Genomic DNA, 16,008 nt, shown 5'->3' with positions numbered 1-16,008 from the left:
TTAGCGACCCGAACCGAAGAGCCCTCGGAAACCACCAAAACCGCTCTTACCTCGGCCTTTGTCGTCACCCTCGCCCGAGTTGCCTCCGTCACCAATGCCCTCGAAGATCTCCTTGCACTGCGGGCACACGGGGTACTTCTTCGGGTCGCGGCCCGGAACCCAGACCTTGCCGCACAGCGCAATCACGGGCGAATTGTTGAGCGCGGCCTTCGCAATCTTCTCCTTCTGCACGTAATGCGCGAAGCGGTCGTGATCACCGGGATCGGCGTCCTCCGTTTGCTCCTCACGCTCGAGCACCGCGGTCGAACTCGGCGCAGCCCCGGGAGCCGCGGGCGCCTGAGGAGCGCCGTGGTCAGGGGAGTTCGGGTCCGAGATCGAGGCCGTGACGTGAATGCGTGAAATTCTCATGCCACGATCCTAACCACGCGCGCCTGCGACAGCTCGGGCAACGGCCGGAGTGACGCGCTCGTCAAACACGCTTGGCACGATGTGACGCGCCGAGAGCTCATGCTCGCTCACGACAGCGGCGATTGCCTGCGCCGCCGCGAGGAGAGCCTCGTCGGTGACTTCGCGAGCGTGGACATCAATGAGGCCCCGGAATACGCCCGGGAAGGCGAGAACATTGTTGATCTGGTTCGCGAAATCGCTGCGGCCGGTCGCGACGACAGCGGCGTGTTTCCACGCGATGTCCGGGTCAATCTCGGGCACGGGATTCGAAAGAGCAAAGACGACCGCGCGCTCGTTCATACTCTTCAGCATCGCCTCGTCAAGGATATTCGGCGCACTCACGCCGATGAACACATCGGCGCCGTTTACGGCCTCGCGAAGCCCACCTTTGACGCCGCGGGGATTCGTGACGCCCGCGATCCATTCGAGGCGGTCTCCCTCCTCGCGGCCCGCGTTCACGATGCCCTTCGAGTTGGTGACGATCACGTCTCGTGCGCCCGCCGCGAGGAGGAGGCGAAGGATCGCCGTGCCCGCGGCGCCAGCGCCCGACATCGCGATGCGGACATCTGCGATGCTCTTGCCCACCACCGTGAGGGCGTTGGTGAGAGCCGCGAGCACGCACACCGCTGTGCCGTGTTGGTCGTCATGGAAAACGGGGATATCAAGTTCGGCGCGCAAGCGATCCTCGATTTCAAAGCAGCGTGGCGCCGAGATGTCCTCGAGGTTGATGCCCGCGAACGCGGGGGCTATCGCCTTGACGTGAGCGACGATCTCGTCCACGTCGTACGCGTCGAGGCAGATCGGGAAGGCATCCACGCCCGCGAAGCGCGAGAACAGCGCCGCCTTGCCCTCCATAACGGGAAGCGCAGCGATCGGCCCGCGATCCCCAAGTCCCAGGATCGCGGAGCCGTCAGTCACGACCGCGACCGTATTTTTCTTAATCGTGTATTCGCGCGCTTTCTCGGGATGTTCGGCGATCTCTTCCACAACGCGGGCGACACCCGGGGTGTAAACGATCGCGAGGTCATCGGCATTGTCGATAGGAGCGGTGGGCTCGACCGCGAGCTTCCCGCCCTCGTGAGCCTCGAAAATGCGGCGCTCGACGGACTCAGTACCGGTCGCAAGGCGCATTGGTTCGGTGTTCTCGGGTGTGTTCTTGGCCATGCCCATCATCTTTCCACGCACCGGGACCTCTCGTCGGGACTTAGCCGAGATCCGCCACCGCCCGACGCACTCTTTTTTCCGAAACCGTGTACCGCGTTCCGAGCTGCTGCGCGAAGAAAGAGACGCGAAGCTCCTCGAGCATCCACGGTATTTCGCGAGCCTGCTCGCTCTCGAGGGCCTCGGCTGAGAGCTTCTGCTTCGCCTTCTCGAACATGCCCGCGAGATCTTCGAGCTGCCACGCGAGCTGCGCGTCACGAGCCGGGTTGTCCTGCATTTTTTCGATCCTGTGGAGATCGGCCTTGAGGTAGCGGGGAATCTCGGGAACGATGTTCGCCGGCGTGCGCGAAATGAACCGTCCCGAGGTGAGTGCATCGGCGTGTTCGCGAATCTGGGTTAGCTGCTGAAGAACCGCGAGGCTCGACACCTTCGAAACGGCGCGCTGGAGCTTCCCGTGCACGGCGAGAGCGTCGATCGCGGCGAGCACGAGCGTGCGCGAAAGGTCGGCATGCTCCGCGCGAACCACGTCCACGAGTGCATCGAACTCGGGCTTTGTGAAGACGAGGCCGTTGCTTTCGGTGCGCGAGATGAGCTCCGCGGTCGCCGCGAGAGAGGCATCCGCGAGGAGCGACTTCGCGCTCCCGTAGCTCGATTGCGAGATCGCAAGTTTCGTGGGGTTTGGGAGCGAAGAAAGAACCTGCACCGAATCGGAACCGAGCGCCTGCGTCACGAGATGCGTCACGGCGCGCACATGCTCGCGGCGCTGATCGAGCGCTGTGGGCATCGCGGTGAGATCGACACTCACCGCGCCGCCTTCCTCACGCAACTTGAGCGCGGGATAGACGACGACGTTGAGCCCACCCTGCCGGTTGCGCTTCGTGTGCGGAATTTCGAAATCGGGGAAGCCCTCGAGATCGCGGTCCCCGAATGACTCGACCTGGCGCGCTGCGCTGGATTCGACGCGCGCGCGGTGGTGCTTTTTAAGGGCTTCGAGGTCATCGCCCGAGCCGATCTCACGGCCGCGATCGTCGCGAATAGAAAAATGCATGCGCAAGTGCGCGGGGAGCTTCGACGCGTCGAACTCGTCTCCGTAGAGCGGAAGGTCGTCGGGGACACCGGGGAGCGCCACGAGTTCGTCGGCGACGGCCTCAACGAACCTCTCCCCCGCGTTCGGGTCATCCTCGCGCAGGACCTGTGCGACGGCACGGGCCTTATCCGGAGCGGGGATGAGGTGGCGGCGGATCGGCTTCGGGAGCGTGCGAATGAGTTCCACGATCTTTTCCTCGCGCATGCCGGGCACGAGCCAATCGAAACCTGCTGGCGAGAGTCTGCCGAGCACGGCGAGGGGAACAAGCGCCGTGACACCGTCGTTGAACGTCCCCTTCGATGTTTGCCGGGAACCGTCGGACTCCCCTCGAGTCGAAGGCTCAAACGCGTAGCGAAGCGCGAGCGTGATATCTCCCTGCACCCACGTATCGGGGAAGCCTGCGGCCTGCTCCTCGGCGTCGTCCGCGAGCAGGATGTCGCGCGTGAGGTTGAGAAGATCCGGGGTTTCATGGCGCTGCTTCTTCCACCACGAATCGAAGTGCCTGCCGCTCGTGACTTTCTTCGGGATGCGCGCGTCGTAGAACTCGAAGAGCGCGGCGTCACCCGCGATGAGGTCCCTGCGCCTCGCTTTATTCTCGAGTTCCTCGAGTTCCTCGATGAGGCGCACGTTGTCGCGGAAAAAATGGTGGCGCGTATTCCACTGCCCCTCGATGAGTGCGTGCTGGATGAAGATCTCGCGCGAGAGCTCGGGATCGATGCGCCCGTATGGGACGGCGCGGCGCGCGACCACGGGAACGCCGAAGAGGGTCGCTTTTTCGTAGGCCATCGCGCTTGCCTTTTTCGAGCTCCAGTGTGGTTCGGAGTAGGAGCGCCTAAGCACGTGCGCGCCCACGTCTTCGATCCACGCGGGATCAATTTTCGCGGCGGTGCGCGCAAACAGGCGTGAGGTTTCTACGAGTTCGGCGGCCATGACGTAGTCGTGGCGTTTCTTCGCGATCGCGCTCCCCGGCCAGATCACAAAATGGGAGTTGCGCGCACCCTGGTACTCGCGCGTGCGCTCGTCATAGAGCCCCACGTGGCTCAAAAGCCCCGCGAGCAGGCTCTGATGGATCGCCGCATCACCGGCGGGGTTATCCGACGGCCGCAATCCCACGTCGCGGCACATGTCTTTGAGCTGCGCGTGCAAATCCCACCATTCGCGAATGCGCACGTAGTGCAGGTATTCGCTCTTGACCTCGCGCTTGAACGCGGAGTTCGAGAGTTTCTTTTTGCGCTCACTCAGGTGATTCCACAGGTTGAGGTAGGTGAGAAAGTCGCTCGTCTCGTGCGTGAAACGCGCGTGTTGCTGGTCGGCTTGGGCTTTTTTCTCGAGCGGCCTCTCACGCGGGTCCTGGATCGAGAGAGCCGCGACAATCACAAGAACCTCGCGAAGCGCTCCTCTCTCGTGCGCCTCAAGGAGCATGCGCGCCATGCGCGGGTCGAGCGGAAAACGCGAAATCTGTTCGCCAATGCGTGTGAGGGTGCGGCCTCCGGGAGCGTTCTTCTCGGGGCGAATTGCGCCGAGTTCCTCAAGGAGGCGCACGCCGTCGCGCACCGCACGCTTGTCGGGAGCCTCGACGAACTCGAAACTCTCAATATCGCCGAGACCGAGCGCGGTCATTTGCAGCACGACGCTCGCGAGTGCCGTGCGGAGAATCTCGGGCTCGGTGAACTCGGGTCGAGATTCGAAATCCTGCTCGGAATAAAGGCGAATCGCAACGCCGGGGCTCGTGCGTCCCGAGCGCCCCGATCGCTGCTTCGCGCTCGCCTGGCTGATGGGTTCGATAGGCAGGCGCTGTACCTTCGTGCGTTGGGAGTAGCGCGAGATGCGCGCGAGGCCCGAATCGACGACGTATTTAATACCGGGGACCGTGAGCGAGGTTTCCGCGACGTTGGTCGCAAGCACGATTCTGCGGCGGCCGCCCTTCGGGGGGCTGAAGATCTTCTGCTGGTCCTGCTCGGAGAGGCGCCCGAACAGGGGGAGAACGTCGGTGCGGCTCGCGGCTCCCCCGCGTTTGTGGAGGTGCGCTTCGAGCTCCTCCCCCACTTCGCGGATCTCGCGCTCGCCCGGGAGGAACACGAGGATGTCACCCGGACCTTCCGCGATGAGCTCGTCGCACGCGTCGGTGATTGCTTCTGTGAGGTCCCGCTCTTCGCTACGGAGGTCGGCGAGGTCGTCGTCCTCCTCTATCTCGGGCTCAATCACGAGGGGCCGGTAGCGGATCTCCACCGGGTAGGTGCGGCCCGAGACCTCGATGATGGGCGCGGGGTGAAGCTCGCCCGCGCGGTCCTTCTTGCCGAAAAACTCCGCAAAGCGCTCGGGATCGATCGTTGCCGAGGTGATGATGATCTTGAGGTCAGGGCGGCGGCGCGCGATGCGCTTGAGGTAGCCGAGCAGCATGTCGATCGTGAGGCTGCGTTCGTGGGCCTCGTCGATGATGATCGCGTCGTATTTCTTCAACTGGCGATCGCCGTGGATCTCTGAAAGGAGGATGCCGTCGGTCATGACCTTGAGTCGCGTGGATTCCGCGGTGGTCTTCATGAACCGCACTTGGTATCCGACGGTTCCCTCGCCGAGCTTCTCGCCAAGTTCGTGCGCGATGCGGCTCGCGACACTCCGGGCGGCGATCCTTCGGGGTTGGGTGTGCCCGATCATGCGGCCGCGAGCGCCGTATCCGAGTTCGAGCAGCATCTTCGGAAGCTGTGTTGTTTTGCCCGAGCCTGTTTCACCCGCGACGATCACGATCTGGTTGTCGCGGATTGCGCGTTGGATCTCCTCGCGCTGCTGCGAGACGGGCAAATCAGCGGGGTAGGTGATCGCGAGGCGCGACTCTCTGATGTCGGGGCGCGCGCCGGTGTTCTCGTTCCTCAAGGTCATATCCCCTCCATCGTAGTCGCCGCGTGGCGGCCCCCGTCCGTGCGAGTGGACACGAGCAGCCCTCCCATGCCGCCGCCCGCCCCGCATCCGAGTCGCGTTCAGCACCACGCCCCTACGATTGAGTCGCATCCTTACCGAACAGAGAGGTTCCTATGAAAGCCCTTCGCAAGGCTGCCCCGCACAAGGGGCTCGACATCGTTGACATCCCGGAGCCGCAGATCGGTCCGAACGACGTTAAGGTTCGCGTCATGCGCGCGGGCATTTGTGGCACCGACCTCCACATCCTCGAATGGGACGCTTCCGCGCAAGACATGTGCGACAACGTTCCCTTCACTCCCGGTCACGAGTTCTACGGCGAGGTGACCGAGATTGGTGATGACGTCGTTGATGTCAAAGTTGGCGACCGCATCTCAGGCGAAGGTCACGTTGTGTGCGGAATTTGCCGCAATTGCCGCGCGGGCCGACGCCACATGTGCATCCGCACCCGCTCGATCGGTGTGCAGCGCGACGGCGCCTTCGCCGAATACGTCGTCGTTCCTCAGCAGAACGTGTGGGTTCACCACAACGACGGCAACGAAGGGGTCATCACGCCCGAGCTCGGCGCCATTTTCGACCCTCTTGGCAACGCCGTGCACACGACCCTCAAGTTCCCCATCGTTGGCGAGGACGTCCTCATCACGGGCGCCGGCCCGATCGGGCTCATGTGCGCCGCCGTTGCCCGCCACGCGGGTGCCCGCTACATCGCGATCACCGACGTGAAGGATCACCGCCTCGAGATGGCCAAAAAAATGGGCACCGACGCCCAGATCGATGTTTCGCAATCGCGTATTAGAGACACGCAGGCTTCGCTCGGGATGCGCGAGGGCTTCGACGTGGGACTCGAGATCTCGGGCCAGGCGATCGCCCTCCAGGACATGATCGACAACATGAACCACGGCGGCAAGATTTCGATGCTCGGTCTGCCGTCGAAGCAGTTCGAGATCAACTGGACGACCGTCGTGACGCGCATGCTCACCCTTCAGGGCATCTATGGGCGCGAGATGTTCGAGACGTGGAACGCCATGAACGCCATGGTGCGCACGTCGAAGATTCTTCGCGAACGCGTGCTCTCGACCGTGACCGACGTTCTGCCCGCCGAGAAGTGGGCGGACGCCTATGCGCTCGCGCGTTCAGGTGAGGCGGGCAAGATCGTTCTCGACTGGGAAAACATTTAAGGAGTAGCCATGTACACGAGCATGAAAGACGAGCTAGCCGCAGAGCTCAACGCCATCCGTGAAGCCGGGACGTTCAAGAACGAGCGCCCGATTCTCACTCCGCAGTCGAACGAGGTGCAGGCGGCCTCGGCGCGCGGCGAAGTGGGTCGCGAGGTCCTGAACTTCTGCGCGAACAACTACCTCGGCCTCGCCGACCACCCCGATCTCATCGCCGCCGCGAAGCGCGCGCTCGACGAGCGCGGCTTTGGCATGGCAAGCGTGCGCTTCATTTGCGGTACGCAGGACCGCCACCTCGAACTCGAGGAGAAGCTGAGCGAATTCCTCGGCACGGACGACACGATCCTCTTTTCCTCGTGTTTCGACGCGAATGGTGGCGTGTTTGAGTCGCTCTTCACGAAGGACGACGCGATCATTTCCGACGAGCTCAACCACGCGAGCCTCATCGATGGCATCCGCCTCTCGAAGGCCGCGCGCTATCGCTATAAGAACGCCGACATGGACGATCTGCGTGCTCAGCTCGAAACTGCAAAGGGTGCGCGCCGAACGGTCATCGTGACCGACGGCGTGTTCTCGATGGACGGCTATCTCGCTCCCCTCGACAAGATTTGCGATCTTGCGGATGAGTTCGGCGCTCTCGTGCTCGTCGACGATTCTCACGCCGTGGGCTTCATGGGCGAAACCGGCGCGGGCACGCCCGAGCACTTCGGCGTATCGGATCGCGTGGACATTTACACGGGCACGTTCGGCAAGGCTCTTGGCGGCGCGAGCGGCGGCTACGTCGCGGCGCATCAGGAGATCATCGACGTGCTGCGTCAGCGCGCGAGGCCGTACCTCTTTTCAAACTCGCTCGCTCCCGCGATCGTCGAGGCGACCCTCGCCGCGCTCGATCTCGTGAAGAACTCGGGCGAGCTTCGCGCGAAGCTGTTCGAGAACGCCGAGCATTTCCGCAGCGCGATGAGCGAAGCCGGCTTCGAGCTCCTTGACGGCGAGCACGCGATCGTACCGGTCATGTTCGGTGACGCCGCCCTCGCGGGTCGCATTGCCGACCGCATGCTCGAGCACGGTGTGTATGTCACGGCGTTCAGCTACCCGGTTGTGCCGAAGGAGAAGGCGCGCATTCGCGTGCAGCTTTCTGCCGCGCACACGAGCGAGGATATCGACCGCGCTGTCGCCGCGTTCGTGGCCGCGCGTGACGCGGAAACCGCCTAATCCGCCCTGGATTGCATAGGGATTGTGGGGGTTTGCCCCTTATATCTCGAAAGGCCCGGCATCAATGCCGGGCCTTTCTCCTGTCCGTGTCAGCGATTCAAGCATTCGCCTTCCTACGCTGCATACACGTCATGTCAGTGCTCGTCGTAGTGATCGTCGTGCTCAGCGTACAGGTAACTGCCCCGTCACTAGTCCTCGCGGGTCCCGTGTTGATTGCCCCTTCTCAGCCGCATACCCCCGCCCCGATGAGCGCACGCACCCCTACGGCAATTCCCGCCCAGGCGGCAGCCCAGAGCACGGAGACAAAAGTCCCAATAATGAAGAGTTCGCCCACCCGGGCCGCTTCGCGCCCCTCCTTTTCAGCGCGAAGCTCCGGGTAGCGACCAAGCCCCTTGACCGCGAGAACAACCGCGATGCCGGCGGGAAAGCCCGCCACAATCGACACATACACGGCGAGCCTTTCGAGAATGCCGATCCAGCGCCCACCCGGTAGCTCCTTTTGCGCACTTATAAGGGACCCCTGCGCACTTGGTGCCCGCAGTTCGCCTCCTTCAATGCGACGCAAGAGTGCGCGAATGATCCTATTTCCGGCTGCGGCCCCACAAGCACACGCCGTTAGCGCCACCGCGACCCAGATCAACCTCATCACTCCCAAAACACCCCCGATTTAGCTATTTAGTAAATTCTCTACAAATTAAGCTATGGTCTACATATGGCAACAATGAAGACCCACGCTTACGCCGTCGCAGTGATCGGCGACATCGTCGACTCTCGCGTCCACGATCGCACAGCACTCCACCAGGCTCTCAAAACAGCACTCGCCACCCTCAACGGGCACGGACTCGAACCTTTTCACCCTACCGTTGGCGACGAGATCCAGGGCATCTTCGCCACACACGGCGAGGCACTTCGCGCCACCCACGCGCTTCGCCTCCACCTCCGCGAAAGCGGCTACGACATCCGCTTCGGCATTGGCGCAGGAGAAATCCGCATCGTCGATGGCAACACCGGCATCCAAGACGGCCCCGCCTGGTGGACAGCACGCGACGCCCTCAACGAAATCGAGCAGCTCGCCACCACTCCAGGCTGGGCGGGCGTCCGCACGGGGCTCGGCCTTGACACAACCCACAAGGAGGGGTCCGACGCTAGCCAGAAAGCCGTCGGAACCACACCTTCGCACGAATATGACACGCCCCAAATCAGGGCACTCTGCCACCTCATCGACGCCCACATCAGTGCCCTGAACCCAAGCACAAGCGGGACCCTCCGGGGGCTCCTTGAGGGCGAATCGAATGCCGAGACTGCCGAGCGACTCAGCATCTCCCCCAGCGCCAACACGCAGCGAGTCAACCGCCACGCCCTGCGCCCCCTCGCGGAGGCGATGCGGGCCACCTGGTCGTAGAGCTCTCTCCTACAGCACTCGCACCATGATGAGGCAGGGCGACTGCTCACCCCAGAGATCAGTCTCCTCGAGCGGAATGAAATCGAGCGCTTCGTAGAACTTTCTCGTGGCTGCATACCCTTCATCAGGATGCGAAGCACCGAGAGTCTTGACCTGAAGAAGCCTCACGCCACGCTCGCGGCAGTGCTCAGCGACCGCCTCGATAAGCGCCGCACCAATCCCGGACGACCTAAACTCCCGCTCGACCGCGATGAAGAAGAGGTCGGCGGCGCGATCAAAGTGATAGTCCACGAGGGCCACACCCCTCACGACACCGTCTTCGCCGCGAACAGTCCACGTCTCCTTCGTACGCGCAGCTTCGACATATTCGACGTTCGCTTCGGCAATGCCGAACCACTCCGGAAGAGTATCGATGACGCGCGCAACATCGTCAGGAACCTGCGCATCGAGGCGCGCTTCCCACTTTCGGCCCCTCATCTTTCATCTGCCTTTCAGAGAGCGTGCTTTCAAAAAGCACATTACAAGCGATGAGCGCCAACACGACGCTCGCGGGCGACTTCCAACCTTAATCCAGCACGCACAAGGAGTGGTGCCCCAAGAGCACTATGACCGTTCGCCTATGCGATAACGGTGACGTACCCGTGCGCAAATTCGGGGACCCTGAAGGCGTCACCATCTCCGCCTACGCGCGAACGTCATGTACACTCCCGCACCTGCCACGCGATAGGCATCGGCAACAAAAAAGCGCCCGCTTCACGAAGAAGCGGGCGCCACAGTGGTGGAGCCGGCGGGAATCGAACCCGCGTCCGATAGTGCGAAGCCAGGGCTTCTCCGGGCGCAGTCCGCGAAATCGTTTTCTCAGCCCCAGCGCTCACACGGACACGTCGCTGACAGGCTCAGTCACTCTAAAGTGTTCACCCAACCCCGGTGACCAGGGTTGGAAGCAGTGGCCCTCTAGATGATGGACAGGTCAGGTCGAAGGCAACCCCTGACGGTCCAGACTGCTGTCGCTGATCAGGCAGCGAGAGCGAAGTCAGTGCGCTTAGGTTCGGCACTTATTGTTTTCCAGGGAGCGTTATCGAGATAACCCTGGATCCTCGGCCCGCTTCCCCTCGCTGGACAACTACCGTCGAAACCGATCGACCCCGTATCGGGTGGCAACGCCCGTAAGCGGAACGCGCCAGATAATCTGCACCCGCATGCGCGGGTGGGATGCGTGCCTGATTCGCACACCCTATGTGATTATCAAAAATCTACTGCACCTTTCCGGCGCAGCAGTTCAGTATACAGCCTTCAACTCTTCGCGCCAAGGGTTCTATTCCCGGCGGTCAAGCGTCGGACCCCTTTCCCGGCCACCTGACCGGGCGGTTCCGACGCTAGCTAAGCATTTCTCGCCGCCTCATCGCACGCTGAGCCTCGCGAGCATCCTGCTTCTCCCGCAGAGTCTGACGCTTATCCCATTCCTTCTTGCCGCGTGCGAGCGCGATCTCAACCTTGGCGTGCGAGCCGAGGAAGTAGATCGACAGTGGAATGATCGTGTACCCCTTCTCGCGGGTCTTGCTCATGAGCTTGAGGATCTCGCGCTTATGCAACAAAAGTTTGCGCTTGCGGCGCGCGGCGTGGTTCGTCCACGTGCCCCTCACGTATGGGGCGATGTGCACCGCGTCCATCCACACCTCGCCGTTGTCGATATAGCAATACCCATCCACGAGGGAAGCTCCGCGCTCACGCAGGGACTTCACCTCGGTTCCTTGGAGAACAACGCCGGCCTCCCACGTCGCATCGATGTGGTAATCGTGGCGCGCCTTCTTATTCGAGGCGATGAGCTGCTTCTTGCGCTCTGGCGCTACGGGCGCCTTGTTCTTTTCGGCCTTCTTGGCCACGTCAATCCCTCCGGACGTGTCGATACAGCAACCGCTTAGTATCCCACAAACTTCCGGGGGTCGACCGCAGTCCCGTCGAGGTGCGTCTCAAAGTGGAGGTGGCAGCCAGTCGAGGCGCCCGTTGATCCTACGTAGCCAACGGTTTGACCAGCCTCAATGCGCTGGCCGACAGAGACCGCGAAGCCCTGCAAGTGGTGGTACGACGTCGTGAGAATCTGCCCGTTGTGGAGCCCGTGGCTCACGATGACCTTATTTCCTGCCCCGCGGTTATGGGTTGTCGCAAGTACTTTTCCGGAGGTCATTGCGCCCACAGGAGTGCCGCAACTCGCGGCGTAGTCCATGCCGGCATGCAATTTTCGGGTGTGGTACACGGGGTGGAAGCGGTAGCCGAACTTCGAGCTTCGGCGGGCTGAGACGGGCTCACGGAACTTGCCAGACGTTGCCCCAGCAGACGAACCACCCGAGGTTCTCGGAGTCGAGACTTTGCGTGGCTTGCGTCGTTCCTTCTTAGCCCGGCGCTCTTCTGCTTCGCGGGCCTCGCGGGCCTTTCGCTCTTCCTCTCGTTGACGCGCGAGTTCCTCCTGGCGCTCCTTCTCGATGAGCTGCTGAATATCAGCTTCGAGTGCACTCGACTGAGATTCCAGCTCGGATTCACTGGCACGGTACTTCTCTTTGAGCGTCTCAAGGTTCGCTGCCTGAGACTTTTGCGATGCGTAGAGATCGTCGAGATCTTTCTTCGCTCGCTCGGCTTCGGCCTCGGCCTCGCGCCTCTCGGCAACCGCAGCGGCGGACTTCTTCTTGAGGTCGTCGATCTCCGCGCGAATAGCCTCGAGACGATCGGCAGAGTTCACATTTACTGCCTGTTGGCCACGAAGGTCCGTAAGCTTCGCGCCTTGAGCCTGGAGCGTGAGGCGATAGTTCATCGTGCGGTCGACCGCATCCTGCGGATTTTCAGCGTTCAAGAAGATCGACGCCGGATTCGGAGCGGACGAACCCTTGTACGCCTCGATAGAGGCGCGCGAGACGTCTTCGTTCGATTGTGAGATCTTGTGCTCGCCATTCTCGACCGCCTCACGGATTTCTCGCTCTTCGGCCTCCGCTTCCTTCAGGCGTTTCGCCTGCCGAACGTCCTCAGCCTTCGCTGACTCAAGGGCGGAGCGTGCGGCGTCCAGGCGTTGCTGGGCATCGGGGATCCTCGCCTCGGTCTCGGCGAGCGAAAGGTAGGCATCGGCAAGGTCAGAATCGACCTCGTTTAGGTCTTCGCGAAGCGACGCGAGCTTTTCATCAACGCTCTTTTTTTCCTTCTTTTTATCGTCGATTCCATCGGCAAAAACCTGCTCGCTCGAGACCGAGCCAGACGTAGTGAGGCCCAGGACAGCGGCGAACGACGCGGCCTTTACTAGCGTGCGTCGAGAAAGAAAAGACATCTTTCCTTCACTAATCGACATCTCGAGAACCTGCCTACACCTTCAAATAGCGGTTGAGCGAAACAATGGACGAGCCTATGGCGAGAATAGCACCGAGAGCGAGAAGAATCGGCCCTACCCACAGAAGGTCAGGCATCGACATACGGATAAGATCAGCGCCAAGAGCCGGCTCAAGCCACCCCTCAACGAGGTATTTGATCGCGAGCGAAAGTACCCCCGTGGCCAAGGCGCCACCGATGAGGGCCGCAACCGCCCCCTCGAGCAAGAATGGCAGACGAATGAAGAGATTGCTCGCGCCCACGAGGCGCATAATCGCGATCTCACGTTTCCTGTTTGAAACCGACATGCGGATCGTCGTCGCGACAAGGAGCACTGCGGCCACAAGCATCACGACCGCAAGAGAAATCGCAAAAACGGTGGATTGATTCAGGATCGAGATGAATGGCGCGTACACAGCAAGAAGATCCGACACTTCGTCAACGCCGTCACGACCCTGGAAAAAGTCCACGACCGCACTCGAACGCTTGGCATCCACGAGAGTGATGTGGAAACTCACGGGCATGTCCTCGGCCGTAAAGTCCTGAGCAAAACTCTCTCCACCGAACTGAGCGTGATACACCTCGAGAGCTTCCTCCGGAGAACGCTCATCAACGGAGGCGATATAGGGGCCGAGGATATCTCCCTGGAGTGCTTCTCGAACCTCGTCGATTTGCGCTTCTGTCGCGGCTCCCCCGGCGCACGACGTAGACGTGGAATGCGGCGAACACATGTACACGCTAATTTGGGAGTTCTTCACGAGGATGTCTTGAAGAGCAAGAATCTGCTTTTGCATGAGAAGCCCCGCGCCCACAAATGTCAGGGATACCGCGGTCACAATCACCACGGAAATGACCATCGCAATGTTACGGCGAAGCCCCCCGAAACTTTCCTTAATGATGTAGTGCAGTCTCATGCGATCTCGCCTCCCTCACGCTCATCCGCGTCTTCAAAAGCTCGATCGAGGTCCCCCATGCGCTCGCGTCCGCTCGCAGTTTCATCAAATTCTTCGTACGCTACGTCGGAAGCCCGCGCACTTTCGCTCAATGGGGGTTCCGACGGTTGGCTCTCCCCCATCGCCTCGCCATCTGGCACCGCACCAGAAATAACGCTTTCCTCAGATGATCCTCGATAGTGACCGCCGAGCTCATCTCGCACGACGTGCCCTCCCACGAGTTCCACTACACGCTTGTTCAAGCGGTTCACCGCCTTCTCATCATGCGTGGCCATGAGAACAGTTGTGCCGCGTTCGTTAATGTCGGCGAGAAGATCCACGATCCCCTGCGCCGTTTCCGGGTCAAGATTGCCCGTGGGTTCATCCGCAAGAAGAATCGTCGGGCGGTTCACGTAGGCGCGCGCAATCGCGACGCGCTGCTGCTCACCGCCAGAAAGCTCATGAGGAAGGCGCTTACCCTTATCTGCAAGGCCCACCATGTCGAGAATCTCAGGGACGAGTTTCTTCACGACACCTCGCGGGGTCCCAATGACCTGCAGGGCAAACTCGACGTTCTCGAAAGCCGTTTTCGTGGGGAGCAAGCGGAAATCCTGAAAGACCATCCCGATTTCCCGACGAAGGCGCGGAACTTTCCAGCTCGATAGTCGCGAAAGATCCTTTCCAGCGACAAAAATCGACCCAGATGTGGGGTTCGTTTCTTTCAAGATGAGGCGAAGCATCGTCGATTTGCCAGAGCCCGAGGCCCCCACGAGAAAGGCAAACTCTCCACGCTCAAACTCAAGTGACAGATCAGCAAGCGCAGGCGCGCTTTTGCGCTGATACGTCTTCGTCACGTGCTCGAAACGAATCACAGGCTCATCCCATCTGGGCAGGTCGGCAGCTCCCCTCGTAGCGTCCGCGGCCATGACGAGGGTCAGTACGCGACAACACTAACCACGCATCGGACCAATTTTGCGCATTCGGACCGGTCACACGGGTCACGTTTTGCTCAAGAAATCGTCAAGAGCACCGGCGCACCGCGTGCCGAATTGAAGAATGTGACGAGGGTAGGCAAAACGTCGGACACTACCTCAGGACGAACCTGTTTTCTACGAGCTGGCCTAATCCTCCACGCGAGCCTGCTCGACGCGCCAGCGAATTCCTGCCTCGATAAACCCGTCGATATTGCCGTCGAATACCGAGCTCGGGTTGCCCTCGGAGTATTCGGTGCGCAGATCCTTCACCATCTGGTACGGGTTGAGGACGTACGAGCGCATCTGGTCGCCCCAGCTCGCCTTGATGTCACCAGCGAGTTCCTTGCGCTTCGCATCTTCCTCCTGCTTCTTGAGTAGAAGAAGACGCGACTGAAGCACTCGAAGGGCAGCGGCGCGATTTTGGATCTGGGACTTCTCATCCTGCATCGATACGACAATTCCCGTGGGAATGTGGGTCATGCGCACAGCCGAGTCAGTCGTGTTCACGCTCTGACCGCCGGGACCTGATGAACGGAAAACATCAATCTTGAGTTCATTCTCGGGAACCTCAATGCTGTCGGTCGTCTCGATCAGCGGAATGACTTCGACAGCCGCGAACGATGTTTGCCGGCGCCCTTGATTATCAAAGGGCGAAATGCGCACGAGGCGATGCGTGCCGCCCTCAACGCTCAGCGTTCCGTACGCGTAAGGGGCGCTCACCTCGAACGTGACCGATTTGAGGCCAGCCTCTTCCGCGTAGGACGTGTCCATGACTTTGGTGGGGTAACCCTTGTGTTCCGCCCAACGCAGATACATTCGCATAAGCATTTCTGCGAAATCCGCGGCATCAACCCCGCCGGCGCCTGCGCGAATCGTCACGACCGCATTGCGCTGGTCGTACTCGCCGCTCAGCATCGTGCGCACCTCAAGTTCATCGAGCGCTTTACGGATCGAGGCGAGCTCATTTTCGGCATCTTCGGCGAGCTGCGAGTCGCCTTCCTCTTCGCCAAGTTCAACCATGACCTCGAGGTCATCGATACGGCTCGAAAGCTCGCTCACCCGGCGCTTTTCTGCTTGCGCATGCGAAAGGTCGGACGTCACCTTTTGCGCCGCCTCCGGATCATCCCAGAGGTCAGGCGCAGCAGCCTGCTCCTCAAGGTCGGCGATCCGCGCCGTGAGAGCATCGAGATCGGTCACCTTCTCGATCGATTCAAGAGTCGAGCGAAGGACGGGAATTTCGGCAGAAAAATCAGAACTCACAAATGTTCACTCTACGCTACCGGCACCAACCGGGACAGGGACGATACCCGCGGTTAAGCCCCCAATGCGGCAGGCTCCACACACGTGCAGTGATGGA

13 protein-coding genes and 1 other RNA gene are annotated in these 16,008 nt (G+C 61.3%); 3 read left to right on the top strand and 11 right to left on the bottom strand.

What is annotated here, in order from left to right; all coding sequences use genetic code 11:
* The 3 genes from M3B90_RS04405 to hrpA are packed head-to-tail and all read right to left on the bottom strand — an operon-like array spanning position 1 to position 5,572.
* Entirely contained in the window at positions 1 to 408 is a 408-nt protein-coding gene (locus M3B90_RS04405) for a DUF3039 domain-containing protein (RefSeq protein ID WP_259888815.1), read from the bottom strand.
* Between the two features lie 9 nt (positions 409 to 417).
* The gene (locus M3B90_RS04400) at positions 418 to 1,611 is read right to left on the bottom strand and encodes an NADP-dependent malic enzyme (RefSeq protein ID WP_259888814.1); all 1,194 of its coding nucleotides are present in this window, start codon (positions 1,609 to 1,611) and stop codon (positions 418 to 420) included.
* A 40-nt stretch (positions 1,612 to 1,651) separates the two neighbouring features.
* Positions 1,652 to 5,572 (bottom strand): ATP-dependent RNA helicase HrpA, encoded by a 3,921-nt coding sequence (gene hrpA / locus M3B90_RS04395; protein WP_259888813.1) that lies wholly within the window; start codon positions 5,570 to 5,572, stop codon positions 1,652 to 1,654.
* A 152-nt stretch (positions 5,573 to 5,724) separates the two neighbouring features.
* Here hrpA and tdh point away from each other — a divergent pair, with 152 nt between their 5' ends.
* Together tdh and M3B90_RS04385 are read left to right on the top strand one after the other, a co-directional pair.
* Complete coding sequence (gene tdh, locus M3B90_RS04390) at positions 5,725 to 6,786, top strand: L-threonine 3-dehydrogenase (RefSeq protein WP_259888812.1); 1,062 nt, start codon at positions 5,725 to 5,727, stop codon at positions 6,784 to 6,786.
* A gap of 9 nt (positions 6,787 to 6,795) precedes the next feature.
* Positions 6,796 to 7,995, top strand: coding sequence for a glycine C-acetyltransferase (locus M3B90_RS04385; RefSeq protein WP_259888811.1), 1,200 nt, complete (start codon positions 6,796 to 6,798; stop codon positions 7,993 to 7,995).
* Between the two features lie 223 nt (positions 7,996 to 8,218).
* Here the strand turns inward: M3B90_RS04385 and M3B90_RS04380 are convergent, their stop codons facing one another.
* The gene (locus M3B90_RS04380) at positions 8,219 to 8,560 is read right to left on the bottom strand and encodes a hypothetical protein (protein WP_259888810.1); all 342 of its coding nucleotides are present in this window, start codon (positions 8,558 to 8,560) and stop codon (positions 8,219 to 8,221) included.
* Between the two features lie 147 nt (positions 8,561 to 8,707).
* Here M3B90_RS04380 and M3B90_RS04375 point away from each other — a divergent pair, with 147 nt between their 5' ends.
* Positions 8,708 to 9,397, top strand: coding sequence for a SatD family protein (locus M3B90_RS04375; protein WP_259888809.1), 690 nt, complete (start codon positions 8,708 to 8,710; stop codon positions 9,395 to 9,397).
* Between the two features lie 9 nt (positions 9,398 to 9,406).
* Here M3B90_RS04375 and M3B90_RS04370 read toward each other — a convergent pair whose 3' ends face one another.
* The 7 genes from M3B90_RS04370 to prfB all read right to left on the bottom strand — a co-directional run bounded on the left by M3B90_RS04370 (position 9,407) and on the right by prfB (position 15,911).
* Entirely contained in the window at positions 9,407 to 9,874 is a 468-nt protein-coding gene (locus M3B90_RS04370) for an N-acetyltransferase (RefSeq protein WP_259888808.1), read from the bottom strand.
* A gap of 299 nt (positions 9,875 to 10,173) precedes the next feature.
* Positions 10,174 to 10,544: a transfer-messenger RNA gene (gene ssrA, locus M3B90_RS04365) on the bottom strand.
* A 229-nt stretch (positions 10,545 to 10,773) separates the two neighbouring features.
* The gene (gene smpB / locus M3B90_RS04360) at positions 10,774 to 11,280 is read right to left on the bottom strand and encodes an SsrA-binding protein SmpB (protein ID WP_259888807.1); all 507 of its coding nucleotides are present in this window, start codon (positions 11,278 to 11,280) and stop codon (positions 10,774 to 10,776) included.
* Between the two features lie 35 nt (positions 11,281 to 11,315).
* On the bottom strand, positions 11,316 to 12,707 hold the full coding sequence (locus M3B90_RS04355; RefSeq protein WP_259888806.1) for a M23 family metallopeptidase: 1,392 nt from the start codon (positions 12,705 to 12,707) through the stop codon (positions 11,316 to 11,318).
* 34 nt (positions 12,708 to 12,741) lie between these two features.
* The gene (ftsX, locus tag M3B90_RS04350) at positions 12,742 to 13,659 is read right to left on the bottom strand and encodes a permease-like cell division protein FtsX (RefSeq protein WP_259888805.1); all 918 of its coding nucleotides are present in this window, start codon (positions 13,657 to 13,659) and stop codon (positions 12,742 to 12,744) included.
* Positions 13,656 to 14,549: a cell division ATP-binding protein FtsE gene (gene ftsE / locus M3B90_RS04345; protein ID WP_259888839.1), complete on the bottom strand. Its 894-nt coding sequence runs from the start codon at positions 14,547 to 14,549 to the stop codon at positions 13,656 to 13,658. Before ftsE ends, ftsX begins: the two co-directional genes overlap by 4 nt.
* 249 nt (positions 14,550 to 14,798) lie before the next feature.
* Positions 14,799 to 15,911, bottom strand: coding sequence for a peptide chain release factor 2 (gene prfB, locus M3B90_RS04340; RefSeq protein WP_259888804.1), 1,113 nt, complete (start codon positions 15,909 to 15,911; stop codon positions 14,799 to 14,801).
* Positions 15,912 to 16,008 lie beyond the last annotated feature (97 nt).

It is taken from the genome of Dermabacter sp. p3-SID358, from assembly GCF_025147465.1.
GTDB lineage: Bacteria > Actinomycetota > Actinomycetes > Actinomycetales > Dermabacteraceae > Dermabacter.
This window is presented reverse-complemented; position numbering and strand designations above follow the sequence as displayed.

Bases quoted from the DNA above. Each gene is read 5' to 3' on its own strand.
- ftsX (WP_259888805.1), bottom strand. From the start codon at position 13,659: ATGAGACTGCACTACATCATTAAGGAAAGTTTCGGGGGGCTTCGCCGT.
- M3B90_RS04400 (WP_259888814.1), bottom strand. From the start codon at position 1,611: ATGGCCAAGAACACACCCGAGAACACCGAACCAATGCGCCTTGCGACC.
- M3B90_RS04405 (WP_259888815.1), bottom strand. From the start codon at position 408: ATGAGAATTTCACGCATTCACGTCACGGCCTCGATCTCGGACCCGAAC.
- tdh (WP_259888812.1), top strand. From the start codon at position 5,725: ATGAAAGCCCTTCGCAAGGCTGCCCCGCACAAGGGGCTCGACATCGTT.
- hrpA (WP_259888813.1), bottom strand. From the start codon at position 5,572: ATGACCTTGAGGAACGAGAACACCGGCGCGCGCCCCGACATCAGAGAG.
- M3B90_RS04370 (WP_259888808.1), bottom strand. From the start codon at position 9,874: ATGAGGGGCCGAAAGTGGGAAGCGCGCCTCGATGCGCAGGTTCCTGAC.
- M3B90_RS04385 (WP_259888811.1), top strand. From the start codon at position 6,796: ATGTACACGAGCATGAAAGACGAGCTAGCCGCAGAGCTCAACGCCATC.
- M3B90_RS04355 (WP_259888806.1), bottom strand. From the start codon at position 12,707: ATGTCTTTTCTTTCTCGACGCACGCTAGTAAAGGCCGCGTCGTTCGCC.
- M3B90_RS04375 (WP_259888809.1), top strand. From the start codon at position 8,708: ATGGCAACAATGAAGACCCACGCTTACGCCGTCGCAGTGATCGGCGAC.